This window comes from Embleya sp. NPDC050154 (genome assembly GCF_044460165.1).
In the GTDB taxonomy this organism is placed as follows: domain Bacteria; phylum Actinomycetota; class Actinomycetes; order Streptomycetales; family Streptomycetaceae; genus Embleya.
Genome location: NZ_JBITJP010000003.1, coordinates 394,267 through 412,462 on the forward strand (window position 1 = coordinate 394,267; position 18,196 = coordinate 412,462).

An 18,196-nucleotide genomic window follows, 5' to 3' on the forward strand; every position below is an offset into this window, starting at 1 on the left:
TTCCGGATAGCCGCCCGCGCCCGCCCCGCGAGGCGCCGCGATCGGCCGGTCCGATGCAGATCAACCGATCCGGGGCTTCGGCGCGCGTTGACCGAGTTGATGCCGCTCGACGAGCCCCGCCGCGCCGAGTTCCCGGTCCGCCTGGCGTTCACCGGCCAGGCCGCGCACGACCCGCGCCCTGCCGCCGTACAACGCGAAACCGCCGCCGCCGTCCGCGCGCGTCGCCCGGGCGATCCGCGACGGCACCGAGGGCGGCGAGGTGGCGGTCGACGTGGACGCCGGCGAACAGACGCTACGCATCGTCGCGTTCGCCGAAGGGCCGGCCATGCACACGCACATCGACCCCGAAGGCGCACCCCTCTCGTGGGTCCTGGCCGCGCTGGACGAGCAACTCGGCCGGGTGTTCACCGGAACCTGCCGACGCGGGAGACGCGGCGGGTGACCCGGCTGCCCCGGCACCGGCTCCCCAGGGCCGGACTAGCGTGATGGGCATGGCGAACCAAGGAGCAGCACAACCAACCGGCATCCGTTGTTCGAACTGCGGTGGATCCGAAGCCCGTTCGGTGGAGCGGGCAATGGTGGCCAAGGGGGCCTCGCGGAAGAATCTCCACGATCGGCCGGCGAAGGGGCCGAACACCTCCGGCGACGGTTGCCTGCATTTCGCCGAGGGCATGGTCATGGTCGCCATGGCCATCGGCTTCGCGTACACGGGCGTGGCCAACGACAAGCCCCCGTACACGATCGGCGGCGCGGTGGTGGCGGTGCTGCTGTTCGTCGGGACCATCGCGGTGGTCCGCACCGACCGGTACGACAAGCACTCCGAGTCGGCCGGCGAGGCGCGGGCCGACCTGATGTGGAAGCCGGCGCACTACTGCCCCGCGTGCGAAGCGGTGTTCTGCCCCGGCGACACACCGTGGCGGGGCGTCCTTGCGCCGGAACAGTTCAAGAGGCTGGTCTGGCGCAGCGCCGGCTACGAGCACCTGCTGCCCGCCGGCGACAAGGCGAAGACCGCCGAGATCCCCGAAGGCACCATATCCACGGCATAGCCCTCGAATAGGGTTGCGCGGCATGATCGACTACGAAGGATTCGCCGAACGCCTGTCCGCCCCTTGGCCGCGGCGCCGCACCCTGGTTTCCGATCTGCTCCGCGAGTTCGGCCACGTCGAGGCGCTGACCGATCCCTGGCAACCCGAACCACCGATATCGGACGACGTTCCGGAAGCCCTCGCCGAATGGCTCGGCTCGGTCCGCAACTCCTATCTCCTCGACCGCGGACTGTACGAGACGTACCTGGACTGGCCGACGCGGCGGCTCGGGGAACACTCGATCTTCATGACGGAGTACGAGGGTTGTTGCGCGTGGGCCTTCCGGGCGGCCGACGCGCACCTGCCGGATCCGCCCGTGTGGGTGGGCCCCGGGGAGGAGTGGGAGGAGTGGGAGGAGTCCGAAGAGCAGGGCGAGGAGCGGGAGGAGTCCGAGGAACAGGGCCACGAGTGGGCGATGTCGAGTCGGTCGATGACCGAGTGGCTCGTGCAGATGGCCCTCGTGCGCGTCCTGCCGCTGTACGCGTTCACCGGTGACGTGGCCGCGTACGGGACGACGGAGGATCGGGGCCGGCACATCCGGGCGACGTTGCCCGCGCTCGGCCCGTTGCCGTGGGACGAAGTGGGGAACACGTTCCACTTCTTCGGCGCTCGGGACGCCGTCGTCGTCTGGCTCTCCCGGCACGACTCGTGGGAGTGCGCCGACCTGAGCATCCTGGGTCGCACCGAAGAGTCCGTACACGAGACCGCTGCACGCCTGTCCCTCGAACTCGACAACGGGGTCGCGGCTCCCACGCCGCCACGCCCCTGACCCGCCCCGCGAACCGAACCCGAACCCCCATGAATCCGATATCTCGGGTCACCCTCGGGCCCGCATCCACTTCGGGACCAGGGAGATGACCGTCCGCGACCCGGACGGGCGCGCGTGGAGCCTCCAGGCCCCGGCACGGCGATGAGCACGCGAGACCGAGCGGACCACGGAAAGGGCGTGCGCCATGACCGACGGAGGCACCGATGCCGACTCCACCTCGCCGCTACGGCGAACAACCAGGCCCGGTCGTCCACTCGGCCGCCCGACCTCCCCGGACCGGCAAGCCACCCGGACAAGGTCGTGTCCATGGACGACTTCCGCACCCGCGTCCTGGCCGTGCGGCGCTGATCGCGACACCGCCCCGGCCGAAGTGGGAGACGATCGGGCGCCTTCGGCGCTCCCCGTAATGCGGTCGTGCACTCAGCGTGCGGCCGAAATTGCGCGCCGACGGGCGTTACCGAGAATTCACCGACCCGCGTGTATATTTCTTTCGACATCGTTCTACGCTGGCGCGGCCGATCAAGTCGATCGCACTCGGAACGATCCGGAGCGTAACCCAGCGTGGGCAGTATCGATCATTTCTCCAACGGATTGCTCACACCGGCGGTCGCCTATCTGATGTCCTGCATCGGGTCGGCACTCGGGCTTTTGTGTGCGATCCGCGCCCGAGCGGTCACCGGCGCCCCGCGCGTTCGCTGGTTCGCCCTGGCGTCCGTTTCCATCGGCGGTACCGGGATCTGGGGCATGCATTTCGTGGGAATGCTCGGATTCGCGGTCACCGACACACCCATTCGGTACGACGCGACCCGCACCGTCGTCAGTCTCCTGCTGGCGATCGCGGTGGTCGGCGTCGGGATGGCCATCATCGGCAGGCGCGGGTCCCAGACGACCGGCCTGGTCGTCGGCGGGATCGTCACCGGCTCCGGCGTCGCGATCATGCACTACGTCGGGATGTCCGCGATGAGCATCAACGACGACATCGGCTACGACACCTTCCGAGTGGCGCTGTCGGTGCTGATCGCCCTGGTCGCCTCGACCGCCGCGTTGTGGGCCGCGCTCAACGTCAAGGGAGCCGTGGCCGTCACGGGCGCGTCGCTGATCATGGGCATCGCGGTGAGCGGCATGCACTACACCGGCATGTCCGCGATGTCCCTGGAGTCGAATACGCACACGTCGGCCCTCCACGGCGTGGAGGCATCCCAGTTCCTGGCTCCCCTCGTGGTCGGGGTGAGCCTGTTCACCGTGATCACCTTGTTCATCGTCGCGTTGTCCTCCTCGACCGGCGAACTGCGCGAGGAGGCCGAACTCGGCGCCCGCCTGGAACGCCTCGCACAGCGCCGGACGGACGGCGTCGCCTTCACCGACCCGGCCCGCGGCGGGCCGCAGCAACCCGGCGAACCCAGGCGCGCCGAGCCCGACTACTTCCGGGCTCCCTGACCCGGACGCGGGTGAATCGAGTCGCGGGTCCCGCCCCGGAGCGCCCTCGAGCCTCCGGGGCGGTCGCGTTTTCGACGCCTCGGGAAATCGGCGCCGGTGATCGACCGAATCCTCCGAGTCACCAAAGAACGATGTAGTCGGAAGTGGTCAGCGACTACCACGCGGTCTTCACTCACCGCGCGTGGACGAAGTCACGCGCGCCGAAAAGAGCCGGCGTGTGCAATTCCGATACGGCGAATCGTTCTCGCGACGTTCGACCGACCGCAATTCGACGAACACCGACGCACACCGATGCACACCGCCGAACGCCGCCGAACGCCGCATCGCCGGAAAGCAATCGATCTTGATCAGGTCGCGCGGATGTCGACGGTCCGGCCGTCCGGGTCGGAGAGCAGATGATGGCCGGGGGCGAGCGCAGGCGTCGCGGCGGCACCGGTGACGGCGAGACCCAGCCGAAGGGCGCCGGTCTCGCGGCCGGGACGGGCCGGGTAGATCTCGAAGACCGTGCCGTCCGCGAGAGTCGCCGCGTAGTGGCGAGGACCCCCGCCGTGCTGCTCCGCGACGAAACGCAGGCCGAGATCGGTGTAGAAGCTTCGGCACTCGTCGATTCGGTTCGAGTAGAGCACCAGCAGTGTCGCGCGGATGTTGTCCGGGTCGCTCATGGGACTCCTGGCCGGGCGGGGCGGGTTGGGGTACAACGCGGCAACGACTGTACGGGTCGGGCGAGTACCACCACGGGCCCGGCCCGTCCGGCCTGCGCCCACCCTGCCCTGCGCGGCACCTGCCGCGCACGTGCCCGGCCGGTCGGCGGATCGACCGGCGAGCAACTCCCTTTGGAGGTAAAGGGTTTCCTCCGACATTAATGGTCTAGTCCAATTTTGGTCCAGACCATTGACTTCTGCGAGCGCCGGGCTGTCTCATACCCCATGCCGCCTTGCCACGCGAATCGGCGGTACGTCCCCCGCATACAGACTGGACGCACATGCGACTCTTACGCACATTCCGCGCGGCGGTAGCCGCGACCGTCACCGCCGCCGCGGCGGTGAGCCTGACCGTGCTCGGAGGTGGGCCCGCCCAAGCCGCAACCCCCCTGCCGGCCCACGTCTTCGCCCCCTACTTCGAGGCGTGGACCGGTGAGAGTCCCGCCGCGCTGGCCGCCCAGTCCGGTGCCAAGCACCTGACCATGGCGTTCCTCCAGACCGCGACCGCGGGATCCTGCACCCCGTACTGGAACGGCGACACCGGCATGCCGATCGCCTCCTCGACATTCGGCGCCGACATCAGGACTATTCAGGCCAACGGCGGGGACGTCATCCCCTCGTTCGGCGGCTACACGGCCGACACCACCGGCACCGAGATCGCCGACAGTTGTAGCGACGTCAACCAGATCGCCGCCGCGTACCAGAAGGTCATCACGACCTACGACGTCACCCGGCTCGACATGGACATCGAGATCGACGCGCTCGACAACACGGCGGGCATCGACCGGCGGAACAAGGCCATCAAGCAAGTCCAGGACTGGGCCGCGGCCAACGGGCGCAAGATCGAGATCTCCTACACGCTGCCCACCACCACCCGCGGCCTGGCGGCCAACGGCGTGGCCCTGCTCAGGAACGCCGTCGCCAACGGCACCAAGGTGGACGTCGTCAACCTCATGACGTTCGACTACTACGACAACGCCACGCACAACATGGCCAACGACACCGAGACCGCGGCACAGGGCCTGTACAACACGCTCGCGCAGCTCTACCCGACCAAGACCCCCGCCCAGTTGTGGGGCATGATCGGCGTCACCGAGATGATCGGCGTCGACGACTTCGGGCCTGCCGAGACGTTCACCCTCGCCAACGCTCGACAGGTCTACAACTGGGCCGTCGCCAAGGGCATCAACACCCTCTCGTTCTGGGCCCTCCAGCGCGACAACGGCAACTGCCCCAACCAGCCGGCGGCGGACAACTGCTCCGGCATCGCCCAGAACACCTGGGACTTCAGCCACATCTTCGAGCCCTTCACCAGCGGCACCACGAACCCGACCAACGACTTCTCGGTGAAGGCGACCCCCGCGTCCGGGACCGTCGTCGCCGGGGCCTCGACCACCTCCACGATCGCGACCGCGGTGACGGCCGGCGCCTCCCAGACGGTGAACCTCACCGTCAACGGCGCCCCGGCCGGTGTCACCGCCTCGCTCAACCCCACCTCGGTGATGGTGGGCAACTCCTCGACGCTCAACGTGGCCACCACCTCGGCGGCGGTGTCGGGTACGTACACCCTGACCGTCACCGCGACCGGCACCTCCGGCAGCCACACGACGACCTACACCGTGACCGTCACCGGCGGGAACGGCCACCAGTGCACGGCGGCCCCATGGGCGTCGGGCACGATCTACACCGGTGGGCAGCAGGTCTCACACCAGGGTCACACCTGGAAGGCCAAGTGGTGGACGACGGGCGAGACGCCCGGCACCACCGGCCAGTGGGGCGTCTGGCAGGACCTCGGGGCCTGCTGAACCGGGCCGCCACGGGCTTCCGAGGGGCGCACCCGCGACAGGCGCCCGGGACGGCGGCCCCAGACGCGACCCGAGCCGAACACGGTGACGCCCGGCGGGACTTCCCGCCGGGCGTCACCCGGCGCCACCGCGACCCGAAGCCGTCGTACGCTCGCCGACGCGCCGGTCCCCAACCGCGCGTCGCCACCGAGCGACCGGCAGGTCGTGATCCCGCGAAAACCCGATGCGGCGCGCCTTTGGTCGCCATGATGAGCATTCATGGGACACCGTGGGGGACGCGCGGCCGGGTGGGCTTGGGGGATCGTGTGCGCGATGGGGGTGCTCTGGCTCGCCGTGTGGGGATCGCATGGCGTCGAGCGCGGTGACGTCGACTGGTTGAGTGCCTCGATCGCCCTGCCCGGACTGGGCGTTGCCATCTGGTCCGCGCGCATGTCACGAACCGCGCTGCGGCTCCAGGTCACCGATACCGCGGTGCAGGCCGCCCGCCTGGCCGACGCGGTCACCCGCGCCGAAACCCCGGAACGGGCAAGGCTGTTGGGCGGCGAACACACGCCCATCGACCTCCGCTTCGTCCTTCGCCCCGCCCCCGCGCACAACGCCGACGGCGCGGATCCCGACGGGCGGCTGGCCACCGTGGTGGACTACTACCGCCGACTTCGCCCGCGCCGCCTGGTGATCACCGGGGCACCCGGATCCGGCAAGACGGTCCTGGCCCTGGAACTCCTGCTCGCCCTCCTGGAGAACCGCGACCCCAAGGACCCGGTCCCCGTCCGGATGTCCCTGGCCTCGTGGAGCCGACTCCCCGACACCTCAGCGGGAGTCGGTGCGGCGGCAGGCGGTGCGGCGATCGAGGAGTGGGTGCGCGATCACCTCGAACGCGTATACCGGCTCACCCCCGCCACCGCGCGGGCGTTGGTCGAGGCGGGCATGATCCTGCCCGTCCTGGACGGGCTGGACGAGATGGACAGCACCGACACCGAACCCCGCGGCACACCCGGCCCGGGGCTCGGCGGGAGCGCGCGCGGCGGGCCGCGAGCGCGGCGCGCCCTGGAGATCCTGAACGCGTACGCACTCGGCCGGGCCCGGGCCAAAATCGTGCTCACCTGCCGCAGCGGCCCCTACGAGGCGCTGGAGACCTGGGCCAAGGACGCCGCCCGCGTCGAGATCACACCCGTCACCCCCATCCAGGGCCGCGAGTTCATCCTCGCCCGGGTCGAGGACCCCCGGCGGTGGCGCGAGGTGATCCACGCCCTCGACACCGCGCCGTCCGGCTCCCTCGCCCGCGGGCTGTCCACCCCGTGGCGACTGACGATGGCGGTCACCGTCCACGAACAACGCGACCCCGGCAGCGCGGCCTACCGCCACCAACCACGAAACCTCCTGTCACCGGCTCTGGCCCGGGACGAGGACATGCGCGACCACCTCAACGGGTTCTACCTCCGCGCCACCGCAGACCACCCCGGCGACGACGGCGACACGGCGTACTCCCCCGACCGGGTCCACATCTGGCTCGCCGTCCTGGCCCGCCACCTCGCCGCCAACAGCGCCACCCCCCGGATGCTGAACGGCAGGACACTGTCGGGGACCGATCTGGTTCCGCACGAACTGTGGCCGCTGGCGGGACTTCGACGCGCCCGGCTGATCCACACCGTCCTGGTGGTGTGCGTGGGCCTGGTGGCGGCGGCGGTGATGGCTCGTGAATCCAGCCCCCTGCTGTACGAATCCTCCTGGATCGCCAACTCAGTCGCCGTCCTCTTCGGAGCGTCGGTCTCCGGCATGCTCGGCCTGCGCTGGGGCGCGGCCTGGCCCGGGCCCACGCACCTGGTACCGGGGCGGCTGACCACCCGCGAGGGCCGCCGCGAACTCCTGACCCTGCTCGCCCTCGGCGCCGCCGGCGTCCTCGCCGTGATGATCATCGGCGCCCTGGACCGGGATTTCGACACCGATCCCTCCGTCGTGCTCACGCTCGCGTGGCCGCTCACGCTCGGCGTCGCGAGCCTGATCGTGCGCGGGCGCGACGACGACGGTCGGGCCGCCGTCGCAGACCCCCGCGATCTCGTGCGCGACGAACTCGCGGGCACGCTCGTGGCGGGCCTCGCAGTCGGAGCAACGGTCGGGCTCGCCCTGGGATTCGCGGAAGGACTCGGCTCCGGCCTCGGCGACGGGATCCGGTTCGGGTCGGCGCTGGGACTGGTGGCCTTCCTCGCGATCATGCTCATGGCCACCGCCGCCACGCAGCGATACGCGCTGTTCCTGCTGTGCGTCCGCACCGGCCCCCGCGCCCTGCCCTGGCGCCTGGGCCGATTCCTGCACTGGGCCACCACCGCCGGACTCCTGCGCACCGCCGGCACCGCCTACCAATTTCGCCACCGCGAACTCCAGGACTGGCTCGCCCGCAACCCCGTCCCCCACCCATAGCCAAAGCACCCGATCCGATCCGTGCGACCCGTCGCAACGTGCCGATTCCGCCGCCGGCGGCTTCGCCGCTGTGGCCGGTCCCGGTCCCGGGCACCGGTGCCGATGCTGAGCACAGCCTGGGCCTGTTACTCATATTATCGTTCTTTGACCAGTGCCTGGTGATGCGGGCCGACGGTCGAGACGGCGAGCCTCCCCGCGAGATCGTGCGCGTCGCGTTCAAGGACTCGGGACGGCTGTCCCCCTTCCTCCCACGCCGAGTTGCATCGTTGACGACTCCCGGCCACCGCGCGGGACCGCGTCCCCACCCGGGCCACTTCCCGCCACCCACCTTGACGTTGACCCTCGGCGTCGTCACCGGCGATCCGAACGGCGTCGTCGTCACGGATCGCGGCGTGCGGCACGCCCTCTTGCCGGAGTACCCGACGCTCGTCGAGTTCGGAACGAACCTGGGTGTGTATCCGGCCCATCCGGCACCGCCCGGCACGATGCTCGCGCCCGAGAGCTACGGAGAGGCGATGTCGAACCGGTGGACGGACGTGGTCGCCGCGTTCGGTACCCGAGCCTCGCGACGCCGGCCGTGCGGCCGCGACACCCCGAGGCACACCGGCCCTCGTGGCACGGACGGCGCGTGGCGGCTGCCGCCTCCGGCCGGGCCCTGCCCCTGCCGGAGGAGTCGACTCTCCAACGTGCCCGCACGACAACGGTCAGGAGCGTTTGACGGCCACTCCGGCGTACATGGCGATGTCCTCGTCGCGTACAGGTGGGGCGTCCGGGTCGGGGCGCCAGTGGTGCACCAGGGTGACGCCGGGGTCGAGGAGGTCGTAGCCGTCGAAGAAGGCGAGGGTTTCCGCCTTGTCCCGGACCTGGAGGGGGATGCCCCGCGCGTTGTACTCGCGTTCGACGCCGCCGACGCCCACCGGGTCGGTGTCGCCGGTGAACACCGTGAGAGCCAGGAAGCTGCCCGGCACCAGTTCGTCCATGAGCCGCCGCACGAGTCCTCGCGGGTCGTCCTCGTCGAGGACGAAGTGCACTATCGCGATCAGGGACAGGGCCACCGGCTTCGTCAGGTCCAGCACCTCGCGCAGTTGCGGGGCGCCGATGATCGAGTCGACGTCGCGCAGATCGGCGTCGACGTAGCAGGTCCTGCCCTGCACGGTGCTCGACATCAGGGCCCGCGCGTGGGTCAGCACGATCGGGTCGTTGTCGACGTACGCGACCCGCGCCTCGGGAGCGATGCCCTGCGCGATCTCGTGCACGTTCGGCGACGTGGGGATGCCCGTGCCGATGTCCAGGAACTGGCGGACCCCGTACTCCTCGGTGAGCCGCCGCACCGCGCGCTGCATGAACGTACGGGTGGTGCGCATCGAGATCGGCAGCGCCGGCCACGCCTGCACCGACGCCTTGGCGGCGACCCGGTCCGCCTCGAAGTTGGTCTTGCCGCCGATGAGGTAGTCGTAGACCCGGGCCGAATGCGGGACGTCCAGCCGTAAATCGACCACCGGCCACTCGTCGTCCTGCGGTTCCTGGGACATCCACTCCGCGTCCGACATTCCTCGCCTCTTTCGTCCGTCTTCGGGCCGACCTCGGGACCGGCCCCAACTGCCCCCCAGGCAAGCCCTGTTGTGCATGCTAACGGCGCCTCCGCAGCCCCGACGCGGGGCTCCCCTCGGCACGCGGAGCACACACATACGTACCGGGTCGATTAAGGATTGGGCCTCGACGGGGGAGGTGCGGAAGCCGCACGGGCCGTCGCGAAGACTTCGGGAAGAGTGCCGGCGACCCGCCCGGCAGCGGAACCGCACCCGACCGGCCCGTCAACCGCCGGCCCGCCCCCGCCACCGGAGGCCGCATCGACGACACCTGGCCCGACCCCACGCGCTGCCCGGGCGACCGACAGGTCCGCAGGTCCGCAGGTCCGATGTCCGCACGTCCGAATGTGACAGTTGCCCGTCATTGCGGTCATCGGTCGTCCCCGTGAGGATGGGGTCATGCCCCTCACACACCGTGTCGTCATCGCGGTCTTCCCCGATGTCGATCTCCTCGACGTCACCGGACCGGCCGAGGTCTTCGCGCTGGCCAACGAGGAGACCGCGAGCGGCGATCACTACCGGGTCCGCCTCGCCGGGCCGACCGCCGGCCCGGTGCGGACGTCGGCGGGTGTGCGGCTGCTGGCCGATCTGGCCTTCGACGAGGTCGGTGAGGACGTGGACACCCTGCTGGTGCCCGGTGCGGTCGACGTGACCGCCGACGGCCCCGTGGCCCGGATCGACCCCGATGTCGTGGCCTGGGTGAAGGAGACCGCCCCGCATGCCCTGCGGGTGGCGTCGGTGTGCGTGGGCGCGCATGTGTTGGCGGCGGCCGGATTGCTGGACGGGAGGACGGCGACCACACACTGGTCGACCGCCGCACAGCTCGCCGCCGACCATCCGGCGGTCGTGGTGGATCCGGACCCGATCTTCGTACGCGACGACTGCGGCCGATTGTGGACGGGCGCCGGGATCAGCGCCTGTCTGGACCTCGCGCTCGCCCTGGTGACGGAGGACCTGGGCGAGGAGGTCGCGCTGGCGGTGGCACGGCAGTTGGTGATGTACCTCAAGCGGCAGGGCGGGCAGAGCCAGTTCTCCGTACCGCTCAGCCGGCCCGCCTCCGCCCGCCGGGACATCGACGAGCTGCGGTTGTGGATCGCCGAGCACCTCGACGACGACCTGTCCGTACAGGTCCTCGCGGACCGGATGTGTCTGAGCGAGCGGCACTTCGCCCGCGTCTTCAGGAAGGAGACCGGCGCCGGCCCCGCCGCTTACATCGAAGCCGCCCGGATCGAGGTGGCCCGACGCCTGCTGGAGACCACGGACGACCCGCTCGACCGGGTCGCCGCCGCGTCCGGACTCGGCTCGGCGGAGACCCTGCACCGGGCGGTCAAACGGCAACTCGCCACCACCCCCGCCGCCTACCGCCGACGCTTCCGCACCCGGACCTCCTGACGGCCCCAGCGCCCGAAGCGCCCGGCCGCGGGACGACAGGACGACCCGACGGCCGGACCACCGGACCCCCCTCGAACAACCATCCATCCACCCCCGTCCGCCCGGCATGCCGCCAAGGCGGACAACTTCGCCATGCCCGATTCCCCATGAAAGGTCGCTCGATGAGCACGAACCAGCCCTCCACGAACCAGCCCTCCACGACCCTGCGCGACGTCATCGGTCTGGACAACCGGCCGCCCAACCTGAGCGATTCCATCCTCATCCTGGTCGACTTCCAGAACACCTACCGCACCGGTGTGATGGCCCTGGACGGTGCCGAGGAGGCCCTCGCCGCCGGCGCCCGCCTGCTGGAGCGCGCCCGCGCCGCCGGCACCCCGGTCGTCCACGTCCTCAACGACGGCGGCGAGAACACTCCGTACGACATCCGCGCCCACATCGGCGCCATCAGCGACGAGGTCGCGCCGGCGAACGGCGAGGCGGTCGTGGTCAAGGAGTTCCCCAACTCCTTCCACCTCACCGCGCTGGAGAAGACCCTGACCGACCTGGGCGCCGCGCCGGGCGGCGGCAAGGACCTGGTCATCGCCGGCTTCATGACCCACATGTGCGTGAACCACACCGCCGAGGGCGCCTTCAACCTCGGCTACCGCCCCACCGTCGTCGCCGAGGCCACGGCCACCCGTGCGCTCACCACCCCGGACGGCACGATCCTGCCCGCGGCCGCCCTCCAGACCGCCGCCCTGACCACCATCACCGACCTGTTCGGCACCGTCGTCCCCACCGTCGACACCCTCCCCGCCTGATCCGGCCCACCCCCGTCGGCCCCGCCCCACGTCGGGGCCGACACCCGGCCGTCCCGGTCGGAGTCGGCGCCAAGGGCCAGCCGGCGAACGGCTCCCGGACAGACCCGGCCGAACACCGGGGCAACGCGGTCGAGTCAGGCAAGCCCGCGTCCGGACGGGTCGCTTTCGACACGTCCGACGCCGGTCGTACGCGCACCGTGACCCGTGTCGGGAAGGCGCGTCGGAGCCGCGCTCGTCGCCTGCGCCTTCGTGTTCGCAGCAGCGCCGAATCCGTGCCTCGTCACGGCAAGGCGGGCGTCGGTACTCGGGTCGGACGTGGCCGAGGAAAGCTGTCTCCCGCGTGGCAGTTGCGGCAGCACCGGCGCCGGATCGAGTGTGTCACGCCGGCGAGGAAGTGCCCGGTCGACACGCTCCACAGTCACCGATTCCGCGTCGCTCCGCGCCACCGCCGGCGATGTGCGGTCCAGTCTCGCGACGGTACCCGAGGCCCGCTGCACCACCTCCGCGCCGACCGTCCGAGCCGACAACCGCACCTGCTCCCGCGCCGGGGCGGCGGTGGCCGGGTCCGAACGTTCGCGCAGTTCGACGGCGGCGGCACGCAGTCCGGGTGCGCCCGCGAGGAGCGTGTCCACATTCGACCCGGGCTGCGCACGGGCGATGGATCGGACCTGCCAACCGGCGGCCTCACCCTGCATCATGAGCGTCATCAGCGCGTCCGGATATGCCTCGTGCTTGGTGCCCGCGGAATACGATCGAAACCCGTGGTTGCGGAACCGATCATTGAGTGCCCAAGACATCTCCGGCGAGATGTGGGCGTCCTGGCTTTGTGCCCCGGCGACCGCAGGCGACATCGCCCGGCCCCTCCCACCCGTCGCCCATCGGCCCTGTGGCGTGTCCAAGCCGACCGGGCCGCGGAGAGAAGAGAACAGCGGGGCTTGCCAGTGCAGCCTGCCGGACTGCTCGCGGTCGCCCGGTCCGATGTTCGGGAGCGCGTATCGGCCCCGCCTCATGGCATCCATCTCCCGGATGTGCCCGAGTTCGTGGAGGATGGCGGGGATCGTGCCCCATCGGGAGATGTCCGGTATATGGGATTCGAATTCCCGCGCCACCCCCGTCAACAGGTTGGCTCGGCCCTCTGGCCCGAAGTAGCCCGATGACCCAACCAACGCCCCGTGCAGATCGGTGAATCGGAAGCGGTAGTCACTCCCATAGTAGAAATCACTGAACTTGAAATCCCCTCCGCCCTGCTCCGTGGCAAATATGACAGCCGGGGGAAATTCCTCACCGTTCGGGCCCAGTTCCCTCATTCCTATGAAGGCGAGCGCCTCGCTGTCCGGATACATCCGGGCCCAGTGAATCGCTGCGATCGCGGTTTCCTTGGCCGTCATCGGGTCGTAGTGCGTGTAGTCGACGCGCACATCGCGCCCCGAGGCGTCCTTGATGCCCACCTGCGTCAGCCGCGCCGACTCGCGCACATCGCCCGCCACTACGACGGCCTCGAACAGGGGATCCCCGGGCGCGATCCCGACCGGCCTGGGCCCCGCGCGTAGCCAATCGACCAAAGAAGGCATGCAGGCATCCTACGATCGAGCGATTGCGACCTGCCCCGCTCCCCGCGCATGCGCAGGCAGCGGTCGACGCGGTCGTGCCGGCTCCACGGCGGCTAGCCCGGCGGGCGGGCCGGCCCGCAGGCCCGCCCGTCGGGCTCACGCGCGCTCAATCGGTCAACGGATGGTGGTCCAGGTCGTACCCGAAATAGCGCGGGCCGGTCAGGGCCAGGCCCGCCGGGGTCAGCCAGCGCGGGTCGCACGGGGCGGCCAGCACCGTGACGCGCAGTCCGTAGCGCAACGATTCGGTGGTCACCGGTTCTCCCGTCTCGGTGTCCAGGACGCAGATCAGGTCCGGGGTGGTGGCGACCACCCGGCCGTCGCGGCGCGCGAGCAGGTGTTCGTTCTGGAAGTCCAGTTCCAGTACCGAGCCGGCTCCCTCCAGGCGCGCCCGACCGCGTGCGAACCCGCCCTCGGTGCGGCGTTCGACATCGACCACCTTTCCGGCCGAAAGGTGTACGCCGCCCAGAAGTTCGCGGGCGGCCTCGACCGGATCGCGGTGTTCGGCGCGCGCCCGGCGGACCTCGCGGCCCAGGTTCTCGGCCAGGGTCAGCGTCGCCGGGACCAGGCCGTCGCGCAGTTGGTCGCCGCGCAGGACGGTGTCCGCGCACGAGATCTGGCAGCCGCGCTCGACGCACACGGCTCGGGCGATCCGCTCGGCCTCGGTGTTGTCCACCGCCTGGACGACGACCGTATTGCCCTTGTCGTCGGCCAGCGCCATCGGTGAGTTGGGCACCCCGATCAGGCCGGGCAACACCATCTGCGCCTCCGGGAAGGCCCGTCCCATCGCGTCGCCGTCCACGATCGGCAGCCCGGTGTGTGCCGCGGCGGCCAACGGGATCATCGAGTTCACGCCACCGATCTCGATCGGCACCAGGTGGGTGGCCCGACGGCCCAGCACCGCCTCCAACGCGCGCAGCGCGTTGATCTCCTCGCGGCCGGAGGGGAGTTTCTCCAACAACACCGTCGGCGCGCCCATCGACGAGATCGGCACGACGGTCGCGTCCGCCGGCACCTCGTCGATGTCGAGCACGGTCACCGGGCCGTATCGCCGCACCGCCTCGCGAGCCAACAGCATGCCCACGTACGGGTCCCCGCCGCCGCCCGTACCAAGAATGCCCGCGCCACGCGCGATATCCGCCAACTGCTCGATGCCGATCTCACGCATGCGTGCGAACTCCGTTCTGCGCGTCGTGGTCCTGCGCGCCGTCGTCCTGCGCGTCGTCGTCCTGCGCGCCGTCGTTCGACGCACCGTGCTTCTCGGCGCCCTCGTTCGACGCACCGTGCTTCTCGGCGCCGTCCTTCGACGCACCATCGTTCCGCGCGCCGGCAGCCGACGCGCCATGCTTCTCCGCGCCGTCCTGCGACGCACCGTGCTTCTCGGCACCGGCGTCCGACGCGCCATGCTTCTCCACGCCCACGTTCGACGCGCCCACGTTCGACACGCCATCGCCCAGCGCGCCATCGCCCACCGCACCGCCGTCCCCCGCACCCGACACGCGGTACGCCGAGACCGGCCGCCCAAGGTCGAGATCCCCCACCGCCTTCACCCGAATGCGCGTCGCCCCGCCCGGCAGATAGGCCAACGGCACCTCCTCGACGTCGACGACGCGTACCGTCCCCGGCCGCGCGCCGGACTCCTCGGCCCGGCGCACCGCCTCCTCCCGGGCCGTCGCCAGCACCTGGTCACGCTTGCCCTCCGGGACCCGGAAGACCCGGTCGACCTCACCGCCGACCTGCGCGATGGCCGCGCCGACCGCGTTGGCCACATCGAAGTGGGCCGGTCGCCGCACGTCCGGGAAGCCGGGCAGACCGCCCGAGACCAGCACGCTGCCGCCGCCGACCGCGACCACGGGCAGCGGCGCGGCGGAGGTGCGCATGCGGTCCACCGTCTCGGCCAGCCGTTCGGCGATCCGGGCGAGCGCGCGCTCGGCGAACGCGCGCTCCACACCGGCCACCGCGCTCGCGTCGCCGATGTCGGCGGCACCGGCGGCCACGGCCAGGTCGGTGGCGGTCAACGTGTCGCCGCCGAACACCAGGGCCTCGTCGGTCAACCGGTAGCCCACGCTGCGCGGCCCGACCTCGCCGTCGCCGGCGACCAGTGAGCCACCGCCGATACCGAGCGAAAGCACGTCCGGGATGCGGAAGTTGGTCCGCACCCCGGCCGCCTCGGATTCGCCCGCCGCCTCCCGCGGGAAGCCGCCGACCAGGATGCCCACGTCGGCCGTGGTCCCACCCACGTCCACGACCGCACAGTCGGTGAGTCCGGACAGGAACGCCGCGCCGCGCATCGAGTTGGTCGGCCCGGAGGCGAAGGTGGCGACCGGATAGCGCCGCGCGTGTGCGACGTCCATCAGCGTGCCGTCGTTTTGCGATATGAAGAAGGGCGCGCCGATCCCGGCCCCGACCAGCGCCGCGCCGAACGCGTCCACGATGTGTTCGGCCAGATCCCGCAGCGAGGCGTTGACGATCGTCGCGTTCTCGCGCGCCAACAGGCCGACTCGGCCGATCTCGTGCGAGAGGGACACGTGTACGTCGCCGAGTTCGCCGGTGAGGATCTCCGCCGCCCGGACCTCGTCCTCGGCCGCCGCCGGCGAGAACACCGAGCTGATCGCGATCGTGGTCAGCCCCCGGGCGCGGATGTCCGCCGCGACCCGGCGCAACTCGTCGGGATCCAGCGGCGAGATCATCCGACCGTCGAACTCGCGCCCGCCGTGGCACAGGTACGTGCCGCCGCCGACCACCTCGCGCAGCCGTTCGGGCCAGTCGACCATCGGCGGCAGCGCCTCGGTGGCGGGCAGGCCGAGCCGGACGGCCGCGACCCGCGCCAGCCGTTCGCCCTCGATCAGCGCGTTCAGGAAATGCGTGGTGCCGATCATCACCGCGTCCACCGCGGCCGGATCGGTGGGCCGCCCGTCGGCGCCGGGCGCGGCCAGCAGTGCGGCGACGGCCGCGGCCACCCCCGACGTGACGTCGGCGGTGGTGGGTGACTTGGTGCCGGCGACGACGTGGTTGTCGTCGCTCAGCAGGGCGGCGTCGGTGTTGGTGCCCCCGACGTCGATTCCGATGCGCATGTGGTGGTTCCTCTTGCCGAAACGGGCGGTGTGGGGGTGTTCAGGCCGGAGTTGCGGCGGCTTCGCCGGCGGCCGCGATCTCGCGGGCCGCGGCCGGGTGGGCCGGTTGCTCGACCGGCAGTTCGCGGTGCGGCTGCACCAGGTTCAGCCGACCGGCCACGATGTATCCGAGCCCGGCGGCCAGCAGCGAGTTCAGCGCCGGCACTCCCGCCCACTGGTAGTGCTCGCACAACCAACCGAACACCGAGGCGGCGGTCCACAAGACGATCGTGGCGGGCACCCACAAGGGTTCGGTCTCCGGGAGTCGGCCGATCGCGCGGGAGGCGTCCAGTTGCGCACGCCAGCGCTTGGTGACGAAGTACTCGGCGACCATGATTCCGGCGATCGGCGGGGTCACCACGCCGAGCACGGTCAGGAAGTCGGTGAACCGGTCCAGGATGCCGGCGGCGGCCGCGAGGCTGCCGAGGACGCCGATGGCGATCGTCACGACGGTGCGGTTCAGGCGTATCCCGATCGTCGACTCGACGGCGCTGATCAGGCCCAGGGCGGCGGAGTACAGGTTCCAGTTGTTGATCTTCACGGTGGCCGACACCAGGATCAGCACGCCCGCGACGCCGGAGGAGGCGGTGATGATGGCGATCACGTCGGAAGACTTGACCGCGTACGCCAGCAGCACACCGGCGAGGCCCAGCACGTACTCGCCCAGCGAGATGCCGACCAGGGTCTGCTTGACGACGTCTGCGGTGGAGCGGTTGAACCGGGTCATGTCCGGTGTGGTGACCGCACCGATGATGTACGAGCCGGCCACGATCGTCGCGCCGGTCGCGATCGATATGTGCTCGCCGAACGGCGGGGAGGCGACCAGATCGCCCATGCTGTGCCGGGAGATCTCCACGGTCATCGCCCAGCCCGCCAGGCCCAGGAACGCCGGCACGGTGACGAAGGCCGTCCAGCCCATCGCGCGGAACCCGCGCAGCACCAGGATCGTGACACCCAGACCGGTGATCAGGCACCAGCCCCACAACGGCACGCCCGGGACCAGCGAGTGCAGCCCTGCGGCGAACACCGCGGTCTGCACGCCGAACCAGCCGAACAGGCTGACCGCGATCACCAGGCCGATCAGGATCGACCCGTATCGGCCGAACCCGGTCCAGCGGGCCAGCACCGAGGTGGTCAGGCCCTCGCGCATCCCGGCGATGCCGACGAAGATGCACACCACCTCCAGGATCACCGAGCCGAGCGTGAAGGCCCAGAACGCGCCCCAGAAGCTCAGCCCGGCGCCCAGCGTCGCGCCGAGCAGGAACTGGGTCAGGTCGGAGAGTTGGCCGAAGCGCTGGATCGCGACGTTGAACCACGAGTAGCGCGCGGACTGCGGCACACGCTCGAGCGGGTAGTCCTCGTCCGGGCCCGACGCGTCGGGCGCACCCGCGTCGACGGCCTTGGGCGAGGGTGTGCCCGCGTCGGTCGTTCTGCTGTCTGTGGTCATGCGTTTCCTCGGATTCCTGGGGACCGGCACGAA

General features: G+C 70.8%; 14 protein-coding genes and 1 pseudogene. 9 read left to right on the forward strand and 6 right to left on the reverse strand.

The window, feature by feature from the left end:
• Positions 1-99 precede the first annotated feature (99 nt).
• The 5 genes and pseudogenes from ACIBSV_RS08400 to ACIBSV_RS08420 form a co-directional block, all read left to right on the forward strand.
• Positions 100-162 (forward strand): annotated as a pseudogene (locus tag ACIBSV_RS08400) (hypothetical protein); the annotation flags it as partial.
• A gap of 109 nt (positions 163-271) precedes the next feature.
• A complete protein-coding gene (locus ACIBSV_RS08405; protein WP_395860991.1) occupies positions 272-442 on the forward strand; it encodes a hypothetical protein in 171 nt (56 codons plus the stop codon).
• Positions 443-575: 133 nt separating this feature from the next.
• Positions 576-1,046, forward strand: a complete 471-nt coding sequence (locus ACIBSV_RS08410) for a hypothetical protein (RefSeq protein ID WP_395860556.1) — start codon at positions 576-578, stop codon at positions 1,044-1,046.
• 22 nt (positions 1,047-1,068) lie between these two features.
• On the forward strand, positions 1,069-1,854 hold the full coding sequence (locus tag ACIBSV_RS08415; protein ID WP_395860558.1) for a hypothetical protein: 786 nt from the start codon (positions 1,069-1,071) through the stop codon (positions 1,852-1,854).
• A gap of 561 nt (positions 1,855-2,415) precedes the next feature.
• The gene (locus tag ACIBSV_RS08420; RefSeq protein WP_395860559.1) at positions 2,416-3,291 is read left to right on the forward strand and encodes an MHYT domain-containing protein; all 876 of its coding nucleotides are present in this window, start codon (positions 2,416-2,418) and stop codon (positions 3,289-3,291) included.
• A gap of 347 nt (positions 3,292-3,638) precedes the next feature.
• On the opposite strand, the gene ACIBSV_RS08425 is transcribed toward ACIBSV_RS08420, so the two are convergent.
• Entirely contained in the window at positions 3,639-3,953 is a 315-nt protein-coding gene (locus ACIBSV_RS08425) for a VOC family protein (RefSeq protein WP_395860561.1), read from the reverse strand.
• 320 nt (positions 3,954-4,273) lie between these two features.
• On the opposite strand from ACIBSV_RS08425, the gene ACIBSV_RS08430 reads away from it, so the two are divergent.
• On the forward strand, positions 4,274-5,797 hold the full coding sequence (locus ACIBSV_RS08430) for a chitinase (protein ID WP_395860563.1): 1,524 nt from the start codon (positions 4,274-4,276) through the stop codon (positions 5,795-5,797).
• Positions 5,798-6,109: 312 nt separating this feature from the next.
• The gene (locus tag ACIBSV_RS08435; RefSeq protein ID WP_395860565.1) at positions 6,110-8,215 is read left to right on the forward strand and encodes an NACHT domain-containing protein; all 2,106 of its coding nucleotides are present in this window, start codon (positions 6,110-6,112) and stop codon (positions 8,213-8,215) included.
• Between the two features lie 704 nt (positions 8,216-8,919).
• Here the strand turns inward: ACIBSV_RS08435 and ACIBSV_RS08440 are convergent.
• Positions 8,920-9,765 carry an SAM-dependent methyltransferase gene (locus ACIBSV_RS08440; protein WP_395860567.1) on the reverse strand — a complete coding sequence of 282 codons (846 nt, stop codon included), beginning with the start codon at positions 9,763-9,765 and terminating at the stop codon, positions 8,920-8,922.
• Positions 9,766-10,203: 438 nt separating this feature from the next.
• Here ACIBSV_RS08440 and ACIBSV_RS08445 point away from each other — a divergent pair, with 438 nt between their 5' ends.
• Entirely contained in the window at positions 10,204-11,196 is a 993-nt protein-coding gene (locus ACIBSV_RS08445) for a GlxA family transcriptional regulator (protein ID WP_395860569.1), read from the forward strand.
• Between the two features lie 161 nt (positions 11,197-11,357).
• The gene (locus ACIBSV_RS08450; RefSeq protein WP_395860571.1) at positions 11,358-11,996 is read left to right on the forward strand and encodes an isochorismatase family protein; all 639 of its coding nucleotides are present in this window, start codon (positions 11,358-11,360) and stop codon (positions 11,994-11,996) included.
• Between the two features lie 134 nt (positions 11,997-12,130).
• Here the strand turns inward: ACIBSV_RS08450 and ACIBSV_RS08455 are convergent, their stop codons facing one another.
• The 4 genes from ACIBSV_RS08455 to ACIBSV_RS08470 form a co-directional block, all read right to left on the reverse strand.
• Positions 12,131-13,483, reverse strand: coding sequence for a hypothetical protein (locus ACIBSV_RS08455; protein ID WP_395860573.1), 1,353 nt, complete (start codon positions 13,481-13,483; stop codon positions 12,131-12,133).
• A gap of 229 nt (positions 13,484-13,712) precedes the next feature.
• Complete coding sequence (locus tag ACIBSV_RS08460; RefSeq protein WP_395860575.1) at positions 13,713-14,771, reverse strand: DUF917 domain-containing protein; 1,059 nt, start codon at positions 14,769-14,771, stop codon at positions 13,713-13,715.
• Positions 14,764-16,677 (reverse strand): hydantoinase/oxoprolinase N-terminal domain-containing protein, encoded by a 1,914-nt coding sequence (locus tag ACIBSV_RS08465; protein ID WP_395860577.1) that lies wholly within the window; start codon positions 16,675-16,677, stop codon positions 14,764-14,766. The genes ACIBSV_RS08460 and ACIBSV_RS08465 overlap by 8 nt, the downstream gene beginning before the upstream one ends.
• Positions 16,678-16,717: 40 nt before the next feature.
• Entirely contained in the window at positions 16,718-18,163 is a 1,446-nt protein-coding gene (locus tag ACIBSV_RS08470; RefSeq protein WP_395860579.1) for a purine-cytosine permease family protein, read from the reverse strand.
• Positions 18,164-18,196: the final 33 nt, after the last annotated feature.